Consider the following 25,262-nt stretch of genomic DNA (forward strand, 5'->3'; position numbering starts at 1 on the left):
ATGAAGACCAACGAACTGATTGGGCGCGTGGCTGCAGCCTGCCTTACCGAGCAGCTGGACAACGCAGATGCAACAGCGACGGCTCGTTATCTGATCGACTCCCTGTCGGCGGAGCAAACGGCCGCGGTTGCAAACGCGATACTCGGATCCCCGAACCTCGCGTCTCGCATCGAAATAAAACTCCCTGAACAGTGGCTAGCCGGATTTGGATTGCCAATCGAGTGCCTGACTTCGGAGCGGGCTACGTATTTTCGAAATGCCGAATGCAGCAAACCAGCTATGCTGCTTGCTACACCGGGCGACGACGAGAGGCAATCTCTCGCTGATTTGACCGTCATTGATACAACGCTTCTACGCTCTCAGGTGGAATTGTGGGTCAAGGAGGCTTCGGCTGGACTGCCAATAACGGACCAGCAGCGCAGAATATGGATTGCCGCATTGCAAGGCCTGCACGACGTCGCGCCCGTTACTCTTGATGTATTTGCATCGTATGTGCTTCGTGTGCGAGACGAGATCGATGCGGGAAACGTTTTTCCGGATGTAATGGGCATCTCGCTGCCAATACTACAGTGGCCAAGAAATCCAGCGCTTTTTCGCTCTCTCAATGAAAAGACCGTAAATCACCCCAGCAAATGGAAGCTGCTATTCGCGTCTGTGCAAAAAAAGCAGTCCTGTTACCTCAAAAAATACACACCAAACAATCAGGTACTTTCCGTCGATGACCTAGGGGCAGCGTTCGAGAAGGTTAAGGATGCCATTCCTCAGGTTCACCACGATGTGATCCTCGCTTTCATTGCAGCACCAAGTAAATGGAATCCGCAAGCCGAGAAACTCGCCAATATCGATTGGGAGCTGGTTAAGCCACTTTTTGATGGACTGAGGCCAGAGAAATTCAATCTTGGACGGGCGACGCTGGATTTCTTTGACGAGCAGGAGGCCGACTCCCTGACCAAGGATGAACGGGCTTATCTTGAGGCGCTTGAGAGGCGGCGCTCTTCCCAGGCGATCGCGGATGATGTGGCCTTCTATCGCGCTCATCGGCTTGACCTCAAGGACGATCCTCGCCTGAAGTCAAAATGGGATCGCTACGTTTTTGGATCACCTATTGAGTCAACGGATTTCCTCAGCGGCCTCGCCTCCTGCCTCGAATCCTTGTTCGACCAAAATCTCCCTGAAGGTTCGACCCGGGCATTGCTGATTTCGTGCGATCGGCGCACTAAGGCAGATTTAAGAAAGCTCAACGTTGACGCGGGAAAATACTTCGCATTCCGATATCGTGGGATCCGGGACCTGATTGGCCGCGGCCGATTTGAAGTAGGCGATCTTTTCGAGTTTGACCACATTCACGATGAATGGCTGCGCGATGCACGGAACGGTAAGAAAAAATACAAACCGAACGACTCCACTGCTCGAGCAGCGCTCGAGATCAAGTTTTACGTTTACCTGAGCGTCGACGATGGGGAGATCGAGAATCATCGCCAATTGATCTGGCGATACGATCCGTCGTCGATTAGTAGTGGGTTCGTTTCGGATTGGGAGCGACTTGCTGATCACGCACTCCCTCTCAGTGAGGTTGCCCGTGAGGTGGTGGGTTCGAAAGGGCAAGCGCAGGTATTGGATCTGTGCGATATCCGGACTTTTGCGGCAGCCTTTGGGCAGGATCGCGGCTCGCTTGTGCGGGCCTATCGTAAAGAATACGACTTGACCATGCAGTGGGAAAAGGATCTCAAGACGCTTTTAGCGCAGGGGTCGATAAGCGATACTGTTGCGGGGGAGCTTCGCCAGCTGTTTTCGGAATTCGAGCAGAGTTATTCGGGCGCAATAGATACCTTCAAGAAGGTAGGCGTTGCAGCAACCGAAATTCGTGAGCAATATGAGAAATATGGCAGATTAATCGATGCAGTGACGATCAAAGCACGGGGGGACCGGCTTCGGGACGCGTTGCTTAAGCCGTTGCTCGCAATTGGTGTTGTGCCCGTCGTTGGAGCAGCGCCAGCCGCGATTGTTGCGCCATGGAATCCCCTGCGGATGATGGCGATGTCGGTAAAGGCTGACAGGCTTGCGCGGCTCCTGAAACATCTGCTCAAGGCGCCAGCAATTCTGTTTGGTGACCCCGCGCTCTATTTCAAAGAGCTGAAAGACGAGCTTGTGCATCCTTATTTTCCGGAACTCGCTATCGGTTGGCGGGAGCGCAAACCAGAACTATTAAGTCTTACTGATACTGTAGCTGATTACACCCTACACGAACTCCCGTTGCGCGGTACTTCTGAAGAGTCGGAGACAAACGAGAGTCCCCTTCAGACTGCAAACCAGATTGTAGACATGGTGCAGCGCTATGTGGAATTGTTTCCGCACGAGCGCGCAAATCTGTCGACCGTCTTGTACAACTGTGACTCCGCTAGCCTGCCCCAAGCTGTCGTTGACCGAATCAGCGAATTGCACGATGAAGAGGAGGACATGCGGTGCGAGGTTGTACTCAGGCACAGAGATAAAGAGAAGCTGCATCGACTGTATGAACAGATATTGGAGGCATCCGATGCGGATGCTGACGGCTTTATCGCCAGCGAGGCGAGCCGGGACTTCATGGCCAGGCTGCGTATCGGAATCATGGCTGACGAAGCTCCGGTTCCCGATCTGAAGGATGGTCCGAGCAAGGACATCGTATTCCTTCATGATGTGATTTCCCGCCATGCGGTGCTTGAATGGTATCGCGAGGATGCGACGCCAGTTACCGTCGATGAGGTGGTGCCAGCGCAATGGTCTCGGCGGCGACCATCTGCGCGGGACGAGGAAAAGTCGATCGTCTATCTGACATGTCCGGTTCAGACGCCCGAAGGATGGGCCTATGTCACCGCCATTACGAGTTTCTTCCGGCCCGACTGGCATGAGGATCTCAGCCGTCGTTATCTTCCAGCGAGGCAGCTCGACTTCCATGATCCGTCGACCTCTAAGATTTTTGAGGAAACACACAATCTCGGTAATTGGGTGGTCAATTTTGATGAACTGCTAGATCGGCGACAACTCATCAATCAAGGTGTTCGAGTCATTCGCTATAAGCAATCGGCGTCGCAGGGGCGCAATCTTCTTGTGTCCTCTAACGCGTCTCTTGGGCTGCTGCAGATGATGATCATTGGACGGATCAAAGATCTTGCGCCTGAGCTGCCTGAGCAGAGGATACGAGAACTCGCGAAACGGTTCATCGATGATGCCAATCAGATATCTGGAGATCTCGTACTTCGGGCCGCAAAGAGGGGCCGGAATGCAAGCGAGCTTATGGGCGTGGTACTCAGCTACTTCCTTGTGCGCCAGGAGTTAGGGGAAGATCGGCGAATCGGTTGCTATTTTCTCGACGACTACGCAGAGTGGCTTGGCGCCGACGGGCAGCAAATAGCTGATCTCATGCTGATAAGTCCGGAGATTCTGCCGAATGGCTCCCGCCAACTTTCCGTAATTATTACGGAGTCGAAATACATCGGGGAAAATTCACTGGCTGACAAGCGAAAAGAGTCGCAGAAGCAAGTACGCGATAGTATCCGCAGGATCGAGCAGGCGCTTTTTGCTAATCCGCCCAGACTGGATCGCGAATTGTGGCTGGCTCGTTTTTCCGATCTTCTTCTATCCGGAATTCCGTACTCTGCTAGCGATCCGATCGATCTTGTCGCATTCCGCCGGGAGCTTCGCGAGGGGCGGTGCCGTGTTTTCCTGCGGGGATATTCGCACGTTTTTGTGTCAAGTCCGGGATCTGAAGAGGTTAGTGACTTTGCGGTAGTTGCAAATTGCGATGGTGCATATCAGGAATGCTACTCACGCGCGAAAACGCGACTTCTTCTTTTGGCTTACGAGGAAAGGGCACGATCTGACGCAGTACGCTTTTCGGTTGCTCAACAGTCGCTCGTCCAGAAGCGCGAATACAAGGCGATCGGCAATGACGAAACCTCCCGCCCCACGGTGCAGCGTTCGTCTCACATCGATGGCGCCGGTTCGCGGCACCAAATCGACAGCGACAATGGAGCGGAGGCCACATTGTTGAATGTGCCTGCGCCCGCGCCAACCCGGGCAAGAGCAACTGACCAAGAATCGGGGGCGCACGAGAGTGCGTCGGGCCGTGGGTCCGTAGAAGGCGCTCCGCAACAGGAAGCCCCACATCAGAAGGGTTGGAGTACTGACGCCATTGAGAGGATCGTGGCTGGCCGGCAAACGACGTCGGCAGTGTCAGAGACCGACGCCGCGTGGTTGCGCGAGGTGACAATGGCAACCCGAACCGCGCTGCAACAGTTCCAGTTGGCCGCAAAGGTTATCGGCGAACCGCGACTCACCCCGAACGCTGCGATCATACGGTTCCAAGGGGCGGCGAACATGACAGTTGAGCAGGTCCTGAAGCGTCGATCGGAGATGCTGACTACACACGCGCTCAACATCATATCGGTGCGTCCCGAGCCCGGCGCTGTTTCGATCTCGATCGAGCGTCCGCAGCGGCAGACGCTGCATACACTCGATGTATGGAAGCAATGGGCGCCACAATCAGCAAGCGGGAATCATCGATTGCTCGTCGCAGTTAAGGAGGACGACGGCAGTCTTCTGTTTGTCTCGCCTACGGAAAACGCACCACATACGCTCATCGCGGGTTCAACCGGCAGCGGGAAGTCGGTGCTCATGCAGAACATCATATTGTCCATCGCCTGTACCAACACGCCGAAACAGGCTCGCATCATCCTAATTGATCCAAAGATGGGCGTGGACTACTTCGCCTTCGAAGGGTTGCCGCACCTTGGCGACGGAATCATCGAAGAGCAGGAGCCAGCCATCGTGGTCCTGAACGGACTGATCGAAGAAATGAACCGGCGATACTCGATCATCAAGGCGAACCGGTGTTCCAACATTTTCGAACTTAACGGCAAACCGGACGCTACTGAGCACTTGCCGTGTCTTTGGGTCATCCATGATGAGTTTGCTGAATGGATGATGACGGAGGCCTACAGCCAGACAGTGGCGAATGTGGTCAGTCGTCTGACGGTCAAGGCGCGAGCAGCAGGTATCTTTCTCATTTTTGCCGCGCAGCGCCCAGATAACCAGGTTATGCCGATGCAGCTACGGGCGAATCTCGGCAACCGGTTGATCCTGCGCGTTGACTCAGAGGGAACATCGGAAATTGCGCTGGGCGGGGAGAAAGGCGCAGAGCGACTGCTAGGAAGGGGTCACATGGCGGCAAAGCTGGAGGGACATGTAGGGCTCATCTACTGCCAGGTGCCGATGCTTTCCTCCGCTGAGATAGCACAGATGGTGGAGGCGGCGCGATCAAGCTGAGCACCGGATGATTCCACCCGGAGGGTCGCCGGGAAGACTGGTACCATATAGTGTTTACCTCAGTCCGCGTTCCGGATGTAAGGGGATTCGAGCGGGTCTTTTCGGGCAAGAGAAGGGCTAGGTGTAATCGGGTAGCAAGGGCGCATGCTGGCCGGCTCCTGCCCGCGTGTCGGTGAGGGCGTTCGTTTCGAGGCGGTCGCCCCACGCGACCTCGAACACAATCCAACTCGCTGCCACTAAGGCGAAGCGTCGCTCGCCTAGCCGGCGGACGCGGCGAAGCAACAAAATGGAGTATAGGTATGAGCGGGCGTACTGAAGAGCGCTTTTCCGGTCACGAATCGTTTGTCTGCCGATATGGCTGGTTACCAAAGGTTTTCCGTGCCGTTGAGGAAGATCATCAAATCCTTCGCGATGAAATGCGTGCGATGCATGCCCTTGGCATCGGGCGAAACATGGTGAAATCCATTCAGTTTTGGGGGGAGTGTACCGGTGTCATCGTCCCTAAAACCGGTGGCGGACACGCGGCTGGACCACTAGGCCTCAAGCTGCTGGGGGATGACGGATGGGATCCTTATCTCGAGACCTTAGAGTCCTTGTGGCTTATTCACTGGTGGCTGTCGACACAAGCGCGCCTGGCGGCTTGGTGTGAGGTGTTTGGAGTTGGTCGCTTGCAGCGATTTGACCGAAAGCTCCTTGTCGAGCGGCTCGCCCAGCGGGGCGCGGAGAATGCCCGTGCGCTTGCGGCTTCAACTCTTGAGCAGCATGGGGGCATTTTCTTGCAGACCTATTACCAGGAAAAGCGCGGACTCGACGATACGTCGTGGTGTCCGCTGCAAGACCTAGGACTGGTGAGCGCTTCCAGCAGTGAGAATGGTCCGGTCCTCTTCAGCGTTGCCAGCCGGTCCCCGATAGGACTCACGGAGCGCGCTTTTGCTATGGCGCTTGTTCACTATATCGATCAACGGGGCGGAAGTCAGCGCACTGTGTCGCTTGTCGATGTTTTGCGGGCCGAATTTTCGCCTGGTATCGTCTTCAAACTGGACGAAGGGAGCTTGCGCCAACATTTGGACTCGGCTCAATCAGGCCTATTGCGGCGCGCGTTGAAGTTTCACGACACGGCCGACACACAGACACTTGTTCTCGATCTAGCACGTGTACCTGTCGAACTACGTTTTGCCAATTTAGAGGTAGCAAATGTCTAAACGAATTCTCGACGCCATCGACATTGGCAACGGTGGCGTTCGCTCCATCTCGCTAGAGCGCGACCTGTATGAACCACGATCTCTCGATCAATACATGGTTACGCCAACGGCGGTCGGCGCATTGGAGCAACTCGGACGGGCACTTCGCGATGGCTCACCGCAACGAGCATGGAAGATCGTAGGCCCTTACGGAAGCGGTAAGTCGGCGCTAGGCGTGGCGATCGGACAGCTTTTTGCAGGGGAGGTTCATTTTCCCGGAATCGCAGAGAAACTTCGTAAAGCGTCGAAGGGGACGTACGAACTCTTCCAGAAGTCCAGTCGATATCCGATATCGCTCGCGGGCTCTCGAGTGTCGCTCGGAGCGGCGTTGGCTCGTGCTTTGCGGAATGTCGTTGATAGTTGGTCGGAGTCCAGCGCAGGTACAACCTTTCGCAAGCGCCTTGATGAGCAGTCAGGGACCTACAACGGTGTGCCGCTGAACGCGGCTGTCGCTACGATGTCGACAGATTTCGCCGACGCCGCTGGCGAAGCGGGCTTCGCCGGGGTGGTCCTTTTGATCGATGAACTCGGAAAGTTCGTCGAGCATGCCGCGCTAAAGCCAGAGGAAGGCGATCTCATGGCCTTGCAACAGCTCGCGGAGCGGGCCAGTGGTCACGGGGACGGACGGATTTCGGTTGTTGCTTTCCTTCACCAGCACCTGACCAGCTATGCAGATAACGTCGGCAAGTCGCTTTCTGATGATTGGGAGAAAGTCGCGTCCCGATTTGAGGAAATTCCTTTTGACGAACCTGTGGAGCGATACGCGCACTTTGCTGCGAATGTATTGAATGTGCGGGAGTCGGTGACGCAAAATTCACATATCCGCAAGGCTGCCGATTCGTTATTTAAGGGCTCATTGGAGCTGGGGATCCTCCGCTCACAATACGAGTCTGATGCCGACTTGTTCGCCGAGCCCGAAAGACTGTATCCCCTGCATCCAGCAGTTATCGCAGCGCTTGGAATTGTGTCCAAAAGGCTTGGCCAGAGCGAGCGTTCATTCCACGCTTTTCTACGCGGCGATGAGCCGTTTGCGCTCCGGCATTATGCAGAGTCGAACGCTGTCGATGCTGAAAACTGGTATCGCCTTGATACTCTTTACGACCACTTTGCTTCCGGCTATGCCTTGCGCTTTCGGGAGCGCAATGCTGAGCGCCGCTGGGCGTTTGCTACTACGTGCGTCGAAAGAGAAGATCCCAAAAAGGTTACGTCCATCGTTCTGAAGGTTGTCGCAGTTCTGGATCTGGTGCAAAGCGGATTGCGTATCCCGATTACCGCTGCGCTCGCCCGGTACGCACTTGATCATCTCGACTCCCGCGCCGTCGACGAAGCGCTGGATGACCTCGTCAGCCGCGGCGTGTTGCTGGCTCGGCGCGATGAAAAAGAATACAGCATCGCCGTCGCGGAGGTGGCCAACATCGACGCCCTGATGGAAGAGGCTGCTCGGGACGACGAGGGTAAATTGCTGGTTCGCGCGCTGTCGTCTGCCATTGCCAGCAGACCGGTCGTGGCTCACAGACACTATGACAAGACGGGCACGTTGCGGACCATGGGAGTGTTGGTCGGTACGGCCGAATCTTGGCCGACGTCGCCAAAAAACAGTAACGACGAGGTTTCTCCTGACGGATGGCTGAAACTTCTGCTCGCCACGTCGAATGGACGTGAGATCAAAGCTTGCCAAGAGCGCTTTAAACGGGAAGATGACGCGCTCATTCTCCACGCGTGCTTCGTTCTTGATTCTGAAAGTCGTACCGCATTTGTGGAGTACGCAATGTGGCTATCCGTGCAGGAGCGGCTTCGGGTGACCCACCTCGACCCTTGGGCTACTCAATATGTCGAGCGTCAGCTGACGGCGATTCGGGAGCAGGTCGATCGGGTATTGGCGGCGCAGTTCGCGCAAGCGGCGAAGCGCCCCAAAATCCAGTATTGGTACCGCGGGGCAGCAGTCGACGGTGCTTCGGAAATGAACCTAAGTCAACTCGCCTCCTGGCTTTTTGACAAGGAATTCTCTCAGACTCCCCGCATCGTTAACGAGCTCGTTAACAAAGATCGTCCAGCGTCGGCTATCGTTCTCGCGCGGCAGCGCATGTTTGATGTGCTGATGGGCAGCGATAACACAAAGCCTATTTGTGGAGAGACCGAATATCCTCCTGAGCGACTCATTCACCAGACTTTGCTGCGCGACACGGGAATCTGGCAGGAGACCGGTGGCCGCTGGTTTCTGGAGGCTCCGACCAATACCGCGCTCGTCCAGCTGCAGCCGATATGGAATGCCATCGGCGAGGCGTTGCAGGCGGGAACTGGAGTCACCGTGGCGGCGCTGCTTGATAAGCTCTCAGCCCCTCCTTACGGGGTTCGGGCTGCACCGGCTGGTATCTGGATCGCGATCTATCTGCTAGTTCAGCGGAGTAGCTGTGCCGTCTTCGAACGGGGAAGCCTAGTACTTGAATTGACCGCAGAGCACCTTCAGCGGTTGTACAAGAACCCCGGCGTCTTCGAATTGCGTGAGCTTGCTGCGACCGACGACAACCAGCAGCTCCTCAACGATTACCGGGCCGCGTTGGCGACGGTAGGATGCCCTGTCGACGGGCTGCTGACACAGTTTGAGGTGACGCGTGCTATTTATCGATGGCTTGCGCGACTTCCTCAGTTTGCGCATGAAACCGGTCGATTGGGCAAGGACGCCAGTTTGCTTCGGACACAACTGCACCGTTCGAGAGACCCGATCGATCTCTTGACGAGAGCCATACCCAAAGCACACAGAGACTCAAAGTCACAAGGCACCTTTAAAGAGTGGCTATCCGCAGTACTAGGAGAAATCGGATCAATTCAACGTCGTCTTCAGGACGACGTCTCGAACGTCCTTAGCTCGTCATTTGAGATTGCAGGCACCCTCAGTCGAGTCCGATCCCAGTTACAAAAAGAATGTCGCGATGCGGCCACCGACTTGGCAGAGGCTCATCTGAAGGCATTTGTCCTCAGATGCGCTGATCCGACTTTATCCGACGAGCGGTGGCTTGATTCCGTCGCGAGTCTCGTCGTTCACCGCACGTTGGATGTATGGACGGATAGCACACTCGGACAGTTCGAATCTGCGGTGATCGAGCTGTGTGCGCAGTACAAGCGCTGGGTTCGGGTTGTGAATCACCGTGTCCGGCATCCGGCCATAGGCGAGCGCTTTGTTTCTCTCACGATGACCATGCCGAACGGCAGTGAGTCGGCAGTGTTTGTTGTGGCAGACGATCGGACCAAGAAGATGGCGAATGATCTGCTCGCTCAACTTGGGCGGGTGACCTCTGTCAATCGCGAACTGATGGTATCCACACTTGGACAGGCGCTTCTGCAATGTCAGATTGAAGCGATGCAGACGGACGCACAGGAGGAAAGGCATGGACGACAATAAGCGAGTTAGACATATTCTGAGCCTTTCGGGGGGCAAGGACAGCGCCGCACTCGCGATTTACATGCGGGACCGGGTACCGGAGATGGAGTACATCTTTAGCGACACAAAAAAAGAACTTCGGGAAACTTACGAGTATCTGGACCGTATCTCTAGCTATCTGGGCAAGGAGGTCGTGAGGCTCAATGCGGACTTGGGATTTGATCACTGGTATCACATGTACGGGGGAATGATTCCCTCGAACCATCGGCGTTGGTGTACCCGCGCTCTGAAGTTGAAGCCGTTTGAGCAGTATTGTGGTGATGACGAGGTCATCAACTACGTCGGACTACGTGCCGACGAAGACCGCAGTGGTTATATCAGTCACAAAGGAAACATCAAAGCGGTCTATCCATTCAAGGAGGACGGGTTGGTGCTCCGGGATATCGAAGGAATCCTTCGCACATCGGGTGTAGGGATGCCTCCTTACACGAAATGGGGACGAACGCGATCAGGCTGTTATTTCTGCTTTTACCAGCAAAAGATTGAGTGGGTGCGCTTGAAAGAAACCTATCCTGACCTGTATGCGAAGGCTAAGGAATACGAGCGGCCTTACGAAAAAACTGGAAATTTTTTCACCTGGAGTCAAGGTGAAAGCCTGGAAGAGCTGGAAAAGCCAGAGCGCATGGAGCAGATCAAGCGCGAACACGTGATCCGAATCGAGCGGCAGGCTAAACGCCGAGAAAACGCGACGTTAATGGAGGTGTTTGCCAGTGCGGAAGTGGCAGAGGAGCCTGACGAGGATGACGATCAGGGTTGCTTGGTTTGCCAACTATAAGGCCGTGGCATGTCATTTCTGATCACGGCGCGAACCATTCTACATCTTGGCTCCGAGCTAATCTCGTCTGACGCGGTTGCACTCTACGAACTGATAAAAAATGCCATTGATGCCAGATCGAGAAACGGCGTAGACGTTGAATTTGACATTGTAATTCGTCAATCTGATTTCGTGGCCGCGATCAGCCTTCTAGAAGAGGACGATGAAGGCGTGTCTCTTGAAGCGGTCAAGGAGGCGCTTCTTTCTCGAATAAATCCGGAGAGTAGCCAAGAGCTTAAGGATATATTTATCACCGCCGTTGGTGAAGCTCGTTCCAAACGAACTTTGAAGGAGGCAGCTCACCAAGCCTATCGAAAATGCAATCGGATCGTCGTCAGTGACACTGGCCACGGTATGAGCCGGCGAGACCTGAAGGACATTTACCTTACGATAGGCACGGTCAATCGGGCGAAGGCGGTAAGACAAGCGCTGGCGGCGGGCGAGGAACGGCCCCCTTTCCTCGGCGAAAAAGGCGTGGGCCGGCTGTCGGTGATGAGATTGGGCTGGAAAGTGCACATCGAGACAGTGACAGCCGATGAGAACGAGACGAGCGTGCTCGAGATCGATTGGAAAAAATTCGAAGAAGCCGACGATGCGGACGCCAGCTCCATCCAGATTAAACCCCGACCGGGTAGACCTAAGGGGGGCGAAGAATCGTTCACTCGTATTACGATATGCGATCTTCGGTCTAGCTGGTCGCTCGCACGTCTGAAGCAAATTGCCACTGAGCAAATTGCTCGAATGACCGACCCATTCTCGTGGTCTGGACGGCGATTCCAGATTCGCCTGAGCCTCAATGGCGTCCCCGTCCAACCAGTACGAGCGGTGGTGCAGGAACTACTGCAGCAGGCGCATGGGAAATGCGTCGGGGAGTTCAGCGTCGACGGCGGACGGCCCGTTTTGACCGCCCGTATCGAGTCAGCGTTTTACGGCGGCGACCCAACCGAAATTCGATTTGACCTTGTGGATTTGATGTCCATGATGGGGCTGCGGGAGTCAGGTCAGCCGATATCAGTGTTCCGGACACTTGGGCCATTTTCGTTTGAAATGTATTGGTTCAACCGGCAGCGTTTGCGTGCTCTGCCGGGTGTGGGGGACAGGGAAACGGTCCGTCAGTTAGTAAAAACCTGGGCAGGCGTATGTTTGTTTCGCGACGGGTATCGAGTGCTACCGTATGGCGATCCGGGCGATGACTGGCTTGGGCTTGATCTTACAGCGCTGGCTTCGAGTGGATATAAGCTTAATACCAAGCAAATCATTGGTCGAGTGAGTATTGGCCGACTATCCAATCCGCGTTTGCTTGATCAAACGAATCGGCAAGGACTCGTCGAGACACCAGAAAAGGAAGTTTTGATTAGTTTGTTGCGGGAATTGGTGTCGCATTGGTGGCACGACTACCTCAATGAGGCGTCGCATGCGCAGAAGCGGTCTGAATCTCTTTCTTTTGATTCTGGCGAAGAGAGCTCCGCGGTTTCATTGCTGGAAGCGAGGGCCACGCAGTCACTGAGGGAAATTCGAAAGGAATACAACGGCGAAGCGCAGCTTTTGCGTGAGGTGAAAGACGCATTTCTGGAAATCAAGGAGGCTCACCAGAGAGCTGTCCAGCGTATCTCAGCGATCGAAGAAGAGAAGGAACGGTTGACGCAATTGGCGGGAGTTGGGCTTATGGTGGAGGTCGTTGCCCATGAACTCACGCGTGCGACAGAGTTGACGCAGTCAACCTTGAAGGAATTGGGAGGGCGCAATATCGGAACGGATGCCGCTGCAGCGCTTCGCACCCTCGGGCAACAGATAAAGGTAATTCAAAAGAGGTTGCAGTCGCTGGAACCCCTCGCGATTTCGGCCCGGACAAGGCGATCCAGGATGCGTCTTGCCGAAATTGTCAAATATGTGTTTGAGGGGCACGGAGCGCAGTTCGAACGCCATAAAATCAATTATGTGCTCAGCGAGAGCTCTGATTTGGAAGCCATCGCGTTTGTAGTAGAGGGGCATGTTGTCCAGATCCTTGAAAATCTCATAAACAATTCGGTCTATTGGCTTGATCTCGAGCGCAAAGAGCATCCATCATTTTTCCCAGGAATTCAGGTGGAAATCCTCAGTCATCCGACACGAATCGTCTACTGTGACAATGGGCCTGGGATTCCGGTGAGTCGAAGAGACTCTGTATTCGAGCCATTCTTTTCGACGAAATCAGGTTCGAATTCACGGCGACGTGGGCTAGGTCTTTACATTGCACGGCAGAATGCCGAGTCGCTTGGCGGTACTCTGGAACTTGTCAATTTAGGCAAGTTCCAAACAAACCGATTCAATTCGTTTCAGTTACAACTCAAAGAGGGACCAGATGAGCCTTAAGGAGCTCCTGGCGCAGAGGGGCATCGCTTGCGCACATATCGTCGACGACGCATTCGATGAAATTCCAACCTATGCACTGACGCCGGAACAAGCACAGCACGTCCTCGAGTGCTTGGATGACGAAGGTCTAAATGCAATTTGCCAAGTGTTTGGGTTGCCGGACGGTAGTGAGGATGAGGTCAGGCCTTGCCTTCAACGCGTAGAAGACGTTCAGAAGCTCTATCGGTTTAAGGACGGGGTGTCGGTTTCAACCGTCGGGATTTTGTCTGAATTGTTAAATGGTATCGATTTTGCTGAAATTCCGAGATGCGGACTGACTGAGGAGCAGGCGCATCGCGCCGTCGATCGGTTGGATGAGAGTGACGTCGCCTCCATTTGCCGAATGCTTGCGCTGGACCGCATTGACAAGGATGGTGTGAGGGTTAAGCTCCAGGATGTGGTTTCGGTCGAAACGATATTTAAGTATCGATCCGGACTACCAGCGAAGACGGCACAGATTTTGTTTGAGTCGTTTGAGAGAGACAGAGAGGGCAAGCTTTCCCAATTGCTACCGCTTACATCGTTACTCGAGAGCAGCGGCGTTAAATGCCAGCGATTCGGTGCTGAATATAATCCGCAAGGCTCGGAAATCCCGCAGCTGTTCTTCGTGGACTTGCGATTGAGGGAGGGTTCTGCTGATGTGAACCACGAAGACGCAGTGGGTGCGTTTCGAACCCTGAAAGCAGTACACAAGGCGTCGAAGCCGTTTGTTTTTCTCATGTCATCTCGCCCAGGTGCTCTTGGATTGAATCGAGAGAGCTTCCGACGAGAGGTCGATCTGTTCCAGTCGGAGTTCGAGGATATCGACAAATCGATCTTCGTGGATGGAGATGAGCTTTCGAGGATATTGACCCGCTATACGGACACCATGCCGCAATTGGCCAAGCTCAGAGAGAGCATGGAGCAGGTGAATGTGGCGGTGCAAAGAGCCGCAGACAATGTGATGCGTGAGTTGCGGGCGCTCGATCTCGCCGATTATTTTGTTTTGTTCAAGAACACTACGGCGATCGAAAAGGTTAAATTAGGCCCGTACGTTGTCGAAATGCTTCTTGAGTTCTTGGCGCATGAAGTAGAGGGGCAGGAGCAGGTGTGGAGTTTGGCGCGGGAGCTAAATACCCTGGAGCTTGAGAAGCTCCCTCGGGTGCGCTTCGGTTGGTCTCCCGCCGCAACGCGGCTTTATTCGGCAAACATGTTGCATTCCAAAGCGATGTTGCTGGCCGAGGACCAAATGAACAACGGTCCGTCGCAGGGTTATTTTTTCACTGGAGACATCTTTTTCGAGGCTCAGTCGGTAAATAAGGCCGAACCAAGCAGAGCGTTTGCGATTATTACGCCGGCATGTGATCTGGCGAGGCCGAATGCATTGAAAGGACGAAGCATCTTGCTTTGCGAGGGCGACGTCAAGCCTCTAACATCGGGGTCACCGCTTGTCGCAAAGGATGGTTTTCCGTTGACCGTGATGGAGCATCCTCGAGGTACAGGTCGTCACATTACAATCGAATGGAATAAGAAGAAGCTTCACATTTGGGATTACACAGATGTAGAAAAAATTATGGACCCTCAAAAATGTCCGTACGTGCTTGAGGGACGTTTGCGCCCGCTATATGCACTTCAGCTTCAACGAGCGGTCACCGCCGATCTGAGTCGTGTCGGGACGCAGAGGCCGCCAAGCGCGCTGGTGCCACACGGCGTAAAATGCTTCGTGTCCGACGGTGTGTTGTGGCACGAGATATATTCGGATATCCAACCCGACGCTGCTGCCTTGTCGGATGTTGAGGTCAAAGACAAAAAGGTGACGACTTTCATGCTGTCGGACCCGAGCGTGCAAAATGCGTTGGCTGCGGTGAAGACCTGGCTTGCGGGTAATGCCAAATTACCGGCAAAACGGAAAGGCGCCATGGAGAAGATACTGTCTGATGAGGCCCGTGATTGTCTTAGGGCTTTTGAGCAGAAGGTGCCAAAGCCAGGAAAGGACGGAGTACTCGACATCACGGCTTTCCCCTTTGCGGACCGGTGGAAGGATGCAGACGGTAAGCTTGTGGCACTCGTTCGAGGCTCGAGCTGTGCTTCCCCTTATGCTGAGATTGAGCATGGAAAGTCGGTAGGCGAAAAGCAAGAGTCGTTAGTTATCTTTCGCTGGGAGGCGGTGGCGAATGCGCACAGTGATCAGACACATAAATGAGCGAGCCCGTGATTCAGGCATAGTAGTCGGACTCCCGAGCAGGTGTGCTTTGCACCGTAGCAGAACGGCGAGCTAGAGCCTTGCCGTTCTACACGGATAGAATTCGCTGAACATCGTCACGGAGTAAACGAAGCGCAGATGTGCTGACACTGGCTCGAACGCACCGAGCAGCTCAAACCGCCGCCGCAGGCGAGGAATTCGTATTGGCTCAGGTCAATGGCTCTGAGCCAATCGCTTACCGCGGAGGCGGGCTTACCTTGTTCGCCGTCGACGTTATCTGTGATCGCCGAATTGATCGGGGCTCTTCATGAGGCGCGGTACCAATCTTCCATTTTTAGCTGGTGTCATCGCATAAGCTAGGCCAGCGGGATCATCGGCATAACTAATATGTAAAGGGCGATTGCGACCGTAGTAGTAGAGCCTATCGAAGGGAAGTTGATCGATCACCCACTGTGCGACTTCAAGCATGTCTTCGTCTTCTACGAGGAAGTCACATGCGGCTCCTTTTCGGTCACAGATCGGTTTGCCGGTCGCGTTACCTTCGCAACTGGCATGCTGATCTAGTTTGGGGGCAATTCTGGAATGAATGTGTTTGGTGAGGGGCGAGGAAGCAAAACCATAAGTTAGCCGAATAGGCCCGTAATACTCGATTATGGGATCAAGCAACTTGGCCGCAAGATCGTGCAATGCGTTGTAGGTCTCGGGGTTTAGCGGAAGATTCTTCAGGCCGAGCCTTTGTTGCGTCTCTCCACACTCGATCAGCGAGCGATACGTCAGATGAGTGCCGCACATTGCATCTAGATCGGGAATCGACCTGCTTCGAGCTAGATGAAAGCCATCAATACTTAGCCGACGATCTTCAAGTGTCGCCCGGAGTGACTCTGCGCTCGGCCCGAACGTCCCATCGCCCGGAATTCCTATGCCTTCAAGGGAATCATCAAATGCAGTCTGTTCTGCGTAACCGGGATGCTCTTCATGGAGATAGCGGCTCTTCTGATAGAGCAACGGAGCAGGATACTCCGTGCTGCCATACTCGAAGACGTCATAGTCAAGTTTGCGTAGGTTGATCTTTATGCGGCGTTTCAGCTGCGGCAGCGGAGCGCTATCGAAATCATCGAATTCCATCAGGCTGAGTTTACTTGAGCCGATGTGAATCTTAATTAATTGAACTTCGCTGAGCGCGTCCCATAATCGCAGTCCGCACGCGACGTATGCCCGCAGTATCGCGGGCAGCCGATCGACGAGTGATAAATGCAACTGAAGGGAGCTAGTCCCATCCAGATATCCGATCCCTTTAGACGACGCCTGCTGGCACGCTTGGAGGATCTGCGCGGGATCGGCTGCGTCCAGCAATAAACGGAAGCCGGCTTCCCGTGCCGCCGTGTAGCTTCCGAAGAAGGCTTTTATATCACGCTGGAGCCGCTTTTCAAGTTGAGCATAAGGCGGTCGTCTTCCAAATTGCTGAATGGCAAGCGCCAGACGAAGGTCATCGGCGCGGATGCGGGTCGCAGATGCTAGTAGCTCGAGATCGAAATGCGCTTTAAGCTCCCGGATCGCTCTATTGAAGGTTCCGAACTTTTCGGCGATGTCCGACAACTCCAGAACTTCATCCGGTTCGGGAATGCGGCCAAGATCCAATGCCGTAGTCCATAGCGAAGACAACAACGCCCTGTTCTCCGTGAGACGTTTTTCAGCACGTGACTGTCGATCGGCAGTAGATGGTGCGATGCTGGCACGTCTCAAGCGCACGCGCTGGATTTCGACGAGGGTTCGTGCCACGCCGCGGCGCCTGTAACGGGTCGATGCGAAGCGTTGTTCTCCTTCATGTGTTGCGAACAAAAACGCAATTCCGGGACCGACCATGAACGCTTCACGACCAAGAGCCTGCTCGAGATAATCCCGAAACTCGCTCTGTGTGAAGTACTTCTGGAACGTGTTGCGCGAAGTGAGTAGGCCGTCTCCGTACGGACGACCGGTGGCAGCACTCGAGTAAAGCATTACGCTCACGCAAAGAACGACCTTCGCTAATGAGAAGGCTCGAGTTAGCGCCTCAATGCGTTCCGCGGGATCCTCTATGACATTAATCACAAAGCCCAGGTTGACCACGTCCGCTTCTTTAAGTGGGGCATTAGGAAGGTAGTGAGGATCCCATCCGGACGCGGCTATTCCCAAGCTATTCAATGCCTCCACATCGCCTTTCCGACCGCAGCCATAGTCGAAAAAACTCTGCCCTGACTCGATCAATCCGTGCCTTTGGAGGAGCTGAACGGGGGCAGAAAGGTTTGTGCGAGCGAGTGCAGTAAGGTGTCGTTGGATGCTTGTAATCTCGGTTGGCTCGTCTTGGCTTTCCTCGATAGATACGTTGTTTCCTACTGGTATAAGCGAGTTATCCACCACCCTGAATCCTTTGCGTTGCAGCAGTCGCCTCCAATTCAGCAAGAAGCCTATGGTCGTGGTGTCGTCGAACAATCCGATGGCTTCTGCGGATGCTGTAAGCTCAGCCCATGCTGCAAATTGAGGGTGCTGTTTTCCTACAAGTAACTCTTTTCTATGCAATATTGGTGGGTTGAGAGATTCGGCATAATTGCGGACTGACGTTGGAGCGGCGCTGCCCTTCGGAAAAACCCACGAAGAACTGAGCGATGGAAATGGATCCTCGAAAAACTGCGGATAGGAAAGAAGCGCTACACGGCCGGTTCTAAGGTTGTATTTGGCAACGTTTGGTGCCTCGTCAACTTCGAGTGGCATTGAATCGAGTGCAGCTTGAATTCCAGATCTAGCTGCCTCGTCTTCTACTTCTGTTAGCGCGGATAGATGAACGTAAAATTCGTCGGCTACCCTTTTACCTAGAGAATGCATGGTCTGTCTCGCGGCGACGTAATGAACAAGAAGGATAGTCCGGTTATCGCGAGAGGTGTGGAAACAGCAGCATCATTGCCGAGTCGGACGCAACATTTGCTATGCAGGACGGTCGATTGACCGCAAAGTCGTGTGCATAGTCGAGCGAGTAAGCCAGAAAAATCTACGCTGACGCGTGGTTCGGTGCGCGCGATGAAACGCAGGACGTGTTCGTAGCCCGAATTGCCGTGCTGGCAATATGCCGTTGGTCAGGTTCGTCGGCCCTGGCCTTGCCGTAACACTGCTGGGCAAACATCCCTTCGTGGCATAGTTGTATGGAGTCACACCTACGCGAGCGCCGCGCGAGCCGAAGTGGTTTTGCAGAAGCGGGGTACCGATTCGTAGGCTATCGAGCGCGGGAGAGCACTACCTTCACCCATAGAACACCGCCACGATGCAACGAATCGCACGATGGACGACCGACGTAACATGGTCTAAGCCCTGGCTCAGCTGCTTGCAGCACTAGTTCGCGGCTCGAGACAGGAAACATGATTTGCTCAGGATCTGGAGTGCCAAGACACAGTGTTATCGCCAGATTCCCATCAGGCTCTAAGAGTTCAGAAAGCGTTTTCAAAGATTCGGCGCGGTCATTTGGGGATATGTGCATTCACACAGCGCTCATCAGGATAAACGCATACCGTACGCCTTGCACCCTTGACGATACTAAGCTCAGGAAGCGAGTCGTCGAGCCATTCAATCGAAAGTCCGCTATGGTGTTGCTCAGCCATGCTGAATCCGGTCGCGATGAGCCGGCAAAGGGGGGTGCCCCTATGTCCTTCGTCAAGCGTTAAGGGCTGACTTGGGTTGGTAAATGGTGCCGTCACGCAGCATGGCGAACAGAACGTCGCAGCGTCGCCGTGCGAGCGCGATGAGCGCTTGGTTATGACGCTTGCCTTGCTGGATCTTGCGCGAGTAATAGGCCCGTGAGACTGGGTCCCGTAAGGCCGCGAAGGCGGATAGGAACAAGGCGCGCTTGAGCACCTTGTTGCCCCGTCTGGATGGGTGCTCGCCACGGATCGACGAGCCTGAGCGTCGGGTGACTGGCGCGAGGCCTGCGTAGGCTGCTAGGTGTGCAGCCGAGGCGAAGGCTTTGTGGGCAACTTCGGTCAGGAGTCTGGCGGCAGTCCTGACGCCGACTCCCGGCATGCTGGTCAGGACCGGCCAAAGAGGGTGAGCAAGCACCAGTCGCTCAACTTCGGCAGCGACCTCGTCGCGTTGCTGACGCAAGGCCGCAAGCTGTTGGGCTAAACGGGGCATGACGATGGTAGCGGCTTGCGTGCCGGGCACGGTCACGGCTTGTTCGCTCAGTGCCTGAACGATCTCGGCCGCTAAGCCTTTGCCCATGCGAGGAGCGAGCTTGGTCAGGCGATTGGCGAGCGTTTTCTCGCTGGTGCCGGCAAGCGCGGCGGGCGACGGATAGCGCTCAAGCAGATCGAGTACCGCCGGATGGTCAAGGCGCGGTCCGAGAACACGCTCGAGCGCTGGATGGATCTGAGTAAGCAGGCCGCGAATGCGGTTGCTGGTTTGCGTGACCTGAGCGGCGAGGTCGTCATCGAAGCCGCAGAGCATGGTGAGTTCGGCGAGCTGCTCGTCGGCCAGGCGAAGCGAGCGCAGCGTATGCGGCATCGAACGAGCGGCTTCGGCGATGATCGCGGCGTCGCGGGCGTCGGTCTTGGCTTCGCCAGCGTGCAAATCAGCGATGCGGCGCATGGCCAGTCCGGGCAGATAGGCGACGAGTACGCCTTCAGCGCGGGCGACGGCTACAGGAAGCGCGCCGATGGTGGAAGGCTGATCGACGACGAACAGCAGTCGACCGTGAGTCTTGAGTTCGGCGATGAGGGCGCGCAGCTTGGCCTCGTCGTTGGGTAGAGCCTTGTTGTACAGGCGCTTACCGTTCCGATCGAGTGCCACGGCGTGATGGTGGCCTTTACCGACATCGACGCCGACAAAGATATCGACGGCGTCACGTTGTTGAGTGTCTTGCATCGAAGTTTATGCAGAGTGAACGGATTGGCCTGCAACAACGGTGGCAAGTCTCGGCATCCACGTTACGGACGGCGTCGGGATATCCCGGCCAAACCCCTATCAGCGATCACCAGCCACCCACCAGGCCCGGTGACAACACCCCCCGGATCATGACTGCGACTGGGGGCGAGAATCATGCCGGGCCTGGCTGGCCAAAGCCCCAATTATCGGGGCGTGAAGATAGTAACGGGGGCGGTCGCGGCACTTGGATGTTGCTTGGTCGGCTCGGATCGCAACGCCGGAATCTCCGGGAAGAGGCTCAATCACAAGATGAGTTTGGATATGGAAATGATTTTTGATTTTAAATTGGCGCGCGCGACGCCCTTTTTTGGGGGCATTTTAAAAGGGCGATATGCGCAGTTGCAGTATCCGTCTGGGACGTGTCAGGAATTTCGTGTGCTGAGGTCGGTTAAAAAATCTCAGCTGATGGCGGCAGTGAATCGCTCGCCGAACAGAATGGCGAACTGATTGACTGCTTGCCGCCAAGTGATAGGCGGCATCTTCCAATCCTTTTCGATGTTGCGCAAGGCGAGAAACAGCAGTTTGCTGGCGGCTTCGTCGCTCGGGAAGTGGCCGCGATTCTTCACGATCTTGCGCAACTGCATGTGCATGCTCTCGATGGCGTTGGTCGTATATACGATTCGACGCACCTCGGGCGGATAGGCGAAGAAGGGAATCACCTGCTCCCATTGGCGCTGCCACATGGCCGCGACGGTAGGGAATTTGCGGCCCCACTCGCTCTGCGCAAAGGCATCCAGTGCCGCTGCTGCCGCCTCGGCCGTGGCGGCCTGGTAGATCGGCTTGATTGCGGCAGCCAGCGGCTTGCGGTCCTTCCAACTCGCCAGATTCAGCGAATTTCGGATCAGATGCACGATGCAGGTCTGAATTTGGGCCGCCGGATAGACCGCCTCGATCGCCTCGGGGAAACCGCGCAAGCCGTCGACCACCGCGATCAGAATGTCGTGCAAGCCGCGATTCTTCAGCTCGTTGAAGACCTTCAGCCAGAACTTGGCGCCTTCGGTTTGCTCGATCCACAGACCCAGCACTTCCTTGCGGCCGTCGGCGCGAATACCCAGCGCCAGATAGACCGCCTTGTTCTTGACCGTGCCTTCGTCGCGAATCTTTAGCCGCAGCGCGTCGAAGTACACGATCGGATACATGGCCTCGAGCGGGCGTTGCTGCCACTGCTCGACGTCGGCCAGCACCTCGTCGGTGACCGTCGAAATCAGATCGGGCGACACCTGCAGTCCGTACATTTCCAGCAGATGGCCCTGAATCTCGCGAACGCTCATGCCGCGCGCATACATGCTGATGACATGATCGTCGAAGCCGGGCAGCCGGCGTTGATACTTGCCGACCAATTGCGGCTCGAACGTCGCCTGCCGATCGCGCGGAATATCCAGCTTCAGTTCGCCGTTGGGTGTCAGGACCGTCTTGGGGCTCGTGCCGTTGCGGTGATTGCCGGCCTTGCCTTGCTCGGTCTCGGCTTCCAGATGGTGGCTCAACTCGGCCGCGAGCATGCGCTCGGCCAGCTGCTTCTTGAGCTGGCCGGCCAAACCCGATTCGCCGAGGATCGACTCGGCATCCTTGCCCTGCACCTGGGCAAGCAACTGATCGATCAGCTCATCGGGAAACAGCTTCGGCGCCTTCGGGTTCTTGCTCTTCTTGGTCACGGTTGCATCGGTCATAGGACGTTATTTCCGTTATCGTCTCATGACCTCGGCACACTAAAAATCTGACAGGCTCTCCGTCTGCGATTAGCGTGGTTGTTTCATCCTCCTCCGCCCAACAGAATCCGAAGGGCTCGGTCGCAAGACCGAGCCTTTTTGTTTTCTGCGGGGTTGCCGGTTTGTCGGCTAGTCGCAATCCGCGCGCCGCTCGCGGTATCAATCACTGGCACCCGCCTCGCTGCGCGCCGATGCAGCCCACCATCCAGCCTGCGCCGGGGCCCCCGCCATCACCCCCGCCCGAAACTCGGCCGCTTCGGATCGTACGTCCATCCCGGCACCAGATAACGCATCGCCATCGCGTCATCGCGCGCCGTACCACCAACCTCCCGATAAAGCGCATGCGCTGCCTCGACCTGCGCCATGTCGAGCTCGATCCCGAGCCCCGGCCGCTCGGGCACGGCCACCTGGCCGCCGACGATCTCGAGCGGTTCACGCGTGAGCCGCGCGTCGCCTTCCTGCCAGATCCAGTGCGTGTCGATCGCGGTGATCGTGCCGGGCGCCGCCGCGGCCGCATGCGTGAACATCGCGAGCGACACGTCGAAATGGTTGTTCGAGTGCGAGCCCCACGTGAGCCCCCAGTCGCGGCACAGCTGCGCGAGCCGCACCGAGCCCTGCATCGTCCAGAAGTGCGGATCGGCGAGCGGGATGTCGACGGCCTGCAGCCGCACCGCATGATCCATCTGCCGCCAGTCGGTCGCGATCATGTTGGTCGCGGTCGGGATGCCGGTCGCGCGGCGGAATTCGGCCATCACTTCGCGTCCCGAATAACCGCCTTCCGGCCCGCACGGATCTTCCGCATACGCGAGCAGGTGGCCTTGCCCACGGCACAGTGCGATCGCTTCGTCGAGCGACCACGCGCCGTTCGGGTCCAGCGTCGCGCGCGCGTCGGGAAAGCGCGCCTTGATCGCCGCGATCGCTTCCATCTCGTCCGCACCGGCCATCACGCCGCCCTTCAGCTTGAAATCGACGAAGCCGTAGCGCTCGACCGCAGCCTCCGCCTGCTGCGCGATCGCGGCCGGCGTGAGCGCGGCTTCGTTGCGCAGCCGGAACCACGGATCAGTTGCACGCGTCTCGTCGCGATACGGCAGGTCGGTGCGGCGCCGCTCGCCGATATAGAACAGGTACGCGAGCATCGGCACCGCGTCGCGCTGCTGGCCTTCGCCGAGCAGCGCCGCGACCGGCACGTCGAGATGCTGGCCGAGCAGGTCGAGCAGCGCGGCCTCGATCGCGGTGATCACGTTGTCGAGCCGCAGGTTGATCTCGTGCGGCTGGCGCAGCACGGCCGCTTCGCCGGCCGACGTCACCTCGTGCCGGATCGTGCGTCCCGCACCCGCACCCGCCCCGGCGCCGGATAGCGCCGCGCGCACCGCGTTGAGCGTCGCCTGGTAACGCCCGATCGACTGGCCGACCACGAGGTCGGTCATCCGTTCGAGCGCCTGGCGGATGCCTTCGCCGCCGGGCACTTCGCCGACGCCCGTGTGGCCGCTGCTGTCGTCGAGGATCACGAGGTTGCGCGTGAAATACGGCGCGTGCGCGCCACACAGGTTCAGCAGCATGCTGTCGCGGCCGGCGACGGGGATGACCTGCATGCGCGTGACGCGCGGCGTGCCGGCACGGCGGGATTCGGACATCGGTGGGCTCCTGGTTCCGTTGATGCGCAGGCCGCCGGACACGCCGGCGTGGCCCGCGCTGTTCAGTTCAGCTCGACGCGGCGAATTTCGCCGACGACGAACAGGTAGCAGATCACGGCGACGAGCGCGTGCGCGACGACGTACACCAGCGCGCCGTTGAACGAGCCGCTGCGGTCGACGATATAGCCGATCGCGATCGGCGTCGTGATGCTGGAGAGATTGCCGCAGGTGTTGAGCAGCGCGCCGCTCAGGCCGGCGATCTGGCGCGGCGCGGTGTCGGCGTTGACGGCCCAGCCGAGCGCGCCGAGCCCCTTGCCGAAGAACGACAGCGCCATGAACAGCACGACGAGCACGTGCGAGTCGGTGTAGTTGCAGACGATCATCGACATCGACAGCAACATGCCGATCACGATCGGCACCTTGCGCGCGACCGACAGCGACTGGCCCTGCTTGAGCAGCGCGTCGGACACGATGCCGCCGAGAATCCCGCCGAGAAAGCCGCACACGGCCGGGATCGACGCGACGAGCCCGGCGTTGAGGATCGACATCCCGCGCGCCTGCACGAGATAGACGGGAAACCACGTGATGAAGAAGTAGGTGAGCGCGTTGATGCAGTACTGCGCGACGTACACGCCGACGAGCATCCGGTTTCTCAGCAGCGCCTTCACGTGATGCATCGACGGGCCGCCGTCGCGCGCGCCGGTCGCCTGGTCGATGTTGACGAGCGCACCGCCTTCGGCGAGGTAGTCGAGCTCCGCGCGGTTGATGCGCGGGTGCACCTTCGGGTCGTACATCGTGCGGTTCCACACCAGCACGAACGCGAAGCCGAGCACACCCATCACCGCGAACACCGATTGCCAGCCGAACGCGTGCACGAGCCAGCCCATCAGCGGCGCGAACACGACGGTCGCCGCGTATTGCGCGGCGTTGAAGATCGCCGACGCGGTGCCGCGCTCCGAGGCCGGGAACCAGGTGGACACGATCCGGCTGTTGGCCGGGAATGACGGCGCCTCGGCCGCGCCGACCAGGAAGCGCAGCCCGAACAGCAGCGCGAACGCGGCCGCGCCGCTGAAGAAGCCGATGCCGCCCTGCAGCAGCGTGAACAGCGACCAGAAGAAGATGCTGAACGCATAGACGATGCGCGACCCGAAGCGGTCGAGCAGCCAGCCGCCCGGCAGCTGCGCGACGACGTACGACCAGCCGAACGCCGAGAAGATGAAGCCCATCTGCACGTGGCTCAGGTGCATCGCGCGGGCGAGGGCGGGGCCCGCGATCGCGATCGCGGCGCGATCCGCGTAGTTGACCGTCGTGACCGCGAACAGCACGGTCAGCACGAGCCAGCGCACGCGGGTGCGCTGGGCCGTTGCCGACGCGGACGCCGGCAATGCGTGAAGCGGATTCATGACTGTCTCCTCCGAAGGGCGGAAGGTGCCGTCGTGCGGCTGCGCGTTATATGCGCGCGTTTTTTCGTGGTGACGTTGCCGGCCGGAGGCCGGACGCCGATACCCCGGGACGGGGCGTCCGGATCATTCTGTCATGTCGAAATTTGCGCTTTCATGCCAATTGCTGACTTGATCGATTCAGGATTTGAATCGATCGAGTGCACC

11 protein-coding genes are annotated in these 25,262 nt (G+C 56.9%); 6 read left to right on the plus strand and 5 right to left on the minus strand.

The features are described 5' to 3' along the window. The 6 genes from AC1Z3W_RS37355 (at window position 1) to AC1Z3W_RS37380 (ending at window position 15,371) form a co-directional block, all read left to right on the plus strand. Entirely contained in the window at window positions 1–5,304 is a 5,304-nt protein-coding gene (locus tag AC1Z3W_RS37355) for an FtsK/SpoIIIE domain-containing protein (RefSeq protein ID WP_483509532.1), read from the plus strand. Between the two features lie 299 nt (window positions 5,305–5,603). Then, window positions 5,604–6,506 carry a DUF4007 family protein gene (locus tag AC1Z3W_RS37360; protein WP_483509534.1) on the plus strand — a complete coding sequence of 301 codons (903 nt, stop codon included), beginning with the start codon at window positions 5,604–5,606 and terminating at the stop codon, window positions 6,504–6,506. Further along, the gene (locus tag AC1Z3W_RS37365) at window positions 6,499–9,945 is read left to right on the plus strand and encodes a hypothetical protein (protein ID WP_483509536.1); all 3,447 of its coding nucleotides are present in this window, start codon (window positions 6,499–6,501) and stop codon (window positions 9,943–9,945) included. The genes AC1Z3W_RS37360 and AC1Z3W_RS37365 overlap by 8 nt, the downstream gene beginning before the upstream one ends. Then, window positions 9,932–10,759, plus strand: a complete 828-nt coding sequence (locus tag AC1Z3W_RS37370) for a phosphoadenosine phosphosulfate reductase domain-containing protein (RefSeq protein ID WP_483509538.1) — start codon at window positions 9,932–9,934, stop codon at window positions 10,757–10,759. The genes AC1Z3W_RS37365 and AC1Z3W_RS37370 overlap by 14 nt, the downstream gene beginning before the upstream one ends. Window positions 10,760–10,768: 9 nt before the next feature. After that, the gene (locus AC1Z3W_RS37375) at window positions 10,769–13,150 is read left to right on the plus strand and encodes an ATP-binding protein (RefSeq protein ID WP_483509540.1); all 2,382 of its coding nucleotides are present in this window, start codon (window positions 10,769–10,771) and stop codon (window positions 13,148–13,150) included. Continuing rightward, complete coding sequence (locus AC1Z3W_RS37380) at window positions 13,140–15,371, plus strand: hypothetical protein (protein WP_483509542.1); 2,232 nt, start codon at window positions 13,140–13,142, stop codon at window positions 15,369–15,371. The genes AC1Z3W_RS37375 and AC1Z3W_RS37380 overlap by 11 nt, the downstream gene beginning before the upstream one ends. A gap of 273 nt (window positions 15,372–15,644) precedes the next feature. Here the strand turns inward: AC1Z3W_RS37380 and AC1Z3W_RS37385 are convergent, their stop codons facing one another. The 5 genes from AC1Z3W_RS37385 to AC1Z3W_RS37405 form a co-directional block, all read right to left on the minus strand. Beyond that, complete coding sequence (locus tag AC1Z3W_RS37385; protein WP_483509544.1) at window positions 15,645–18,230, minus strand: DNA phosphorothioation-associated putative methyltransferase; 2,586 nt, start codon at window positions 18,228–18,230, stop codon at window positions 15,645–15,647. A gap of 819 nt (window positions 18,231–19,049) precedes the next feature. After that, window positions 19,050–20,255 carry an IS110-like element ISBma3 family transposase gene (locus tag AC1Z3W_RS37390; RefSeq protein WP_124618186.1) on the minus strand — a complete coding sequence of 402 codons (1,206 nt, stop codon included), beginning with the start codon at window positions 20,253–20,255 and terminating at the stop codon, window positions 19,050–19,052. 458 nt (window positions 20,256–20,713) lie between these two features. Continuing rightward, window positions 20,714–21,982: an IS256 family transposase gene (locus tag AC1Z3W_RS37395; RefSeq protein WP_483507115.1), complete on the minus strand. Its 1,269-nt coding sequence runs from the start codon at window positions 21,980–21,982 to the stop codon at window positions 20,714–20,716. Between the two features lie 269 nt (window positions 21,983–22,251). After that, a complete protein-coding gene (locus tag AC1Z3W_RS37400) occupies window positions 22,252–23,655 on the minus strand; it encodes an enolase C-terminal domain-like protein (protein WP_483509546.1) in 1,404 nt (467 codons plus the stop codon). Window positions 23,656–23,717: 62 nt separating this feature from the next. Next, window positions 23,718–25,058 (minus strand): MFS transporter, encoded by a 1,341-nt coding sequence (locus AC1Z3W_RS37405; RefSeq protein ID WP_057930005.1) that lies wholly within the window; start codon window positions 25,056–25,058, stop codon window positions 23,718–23,720. Window positions 25,059–25,262 lie beyond the last annotated feature (204 nt).

The sequence above is a fragment of the Burkholderia sp. 10_S31 genome (assembly GCF_056930375.1).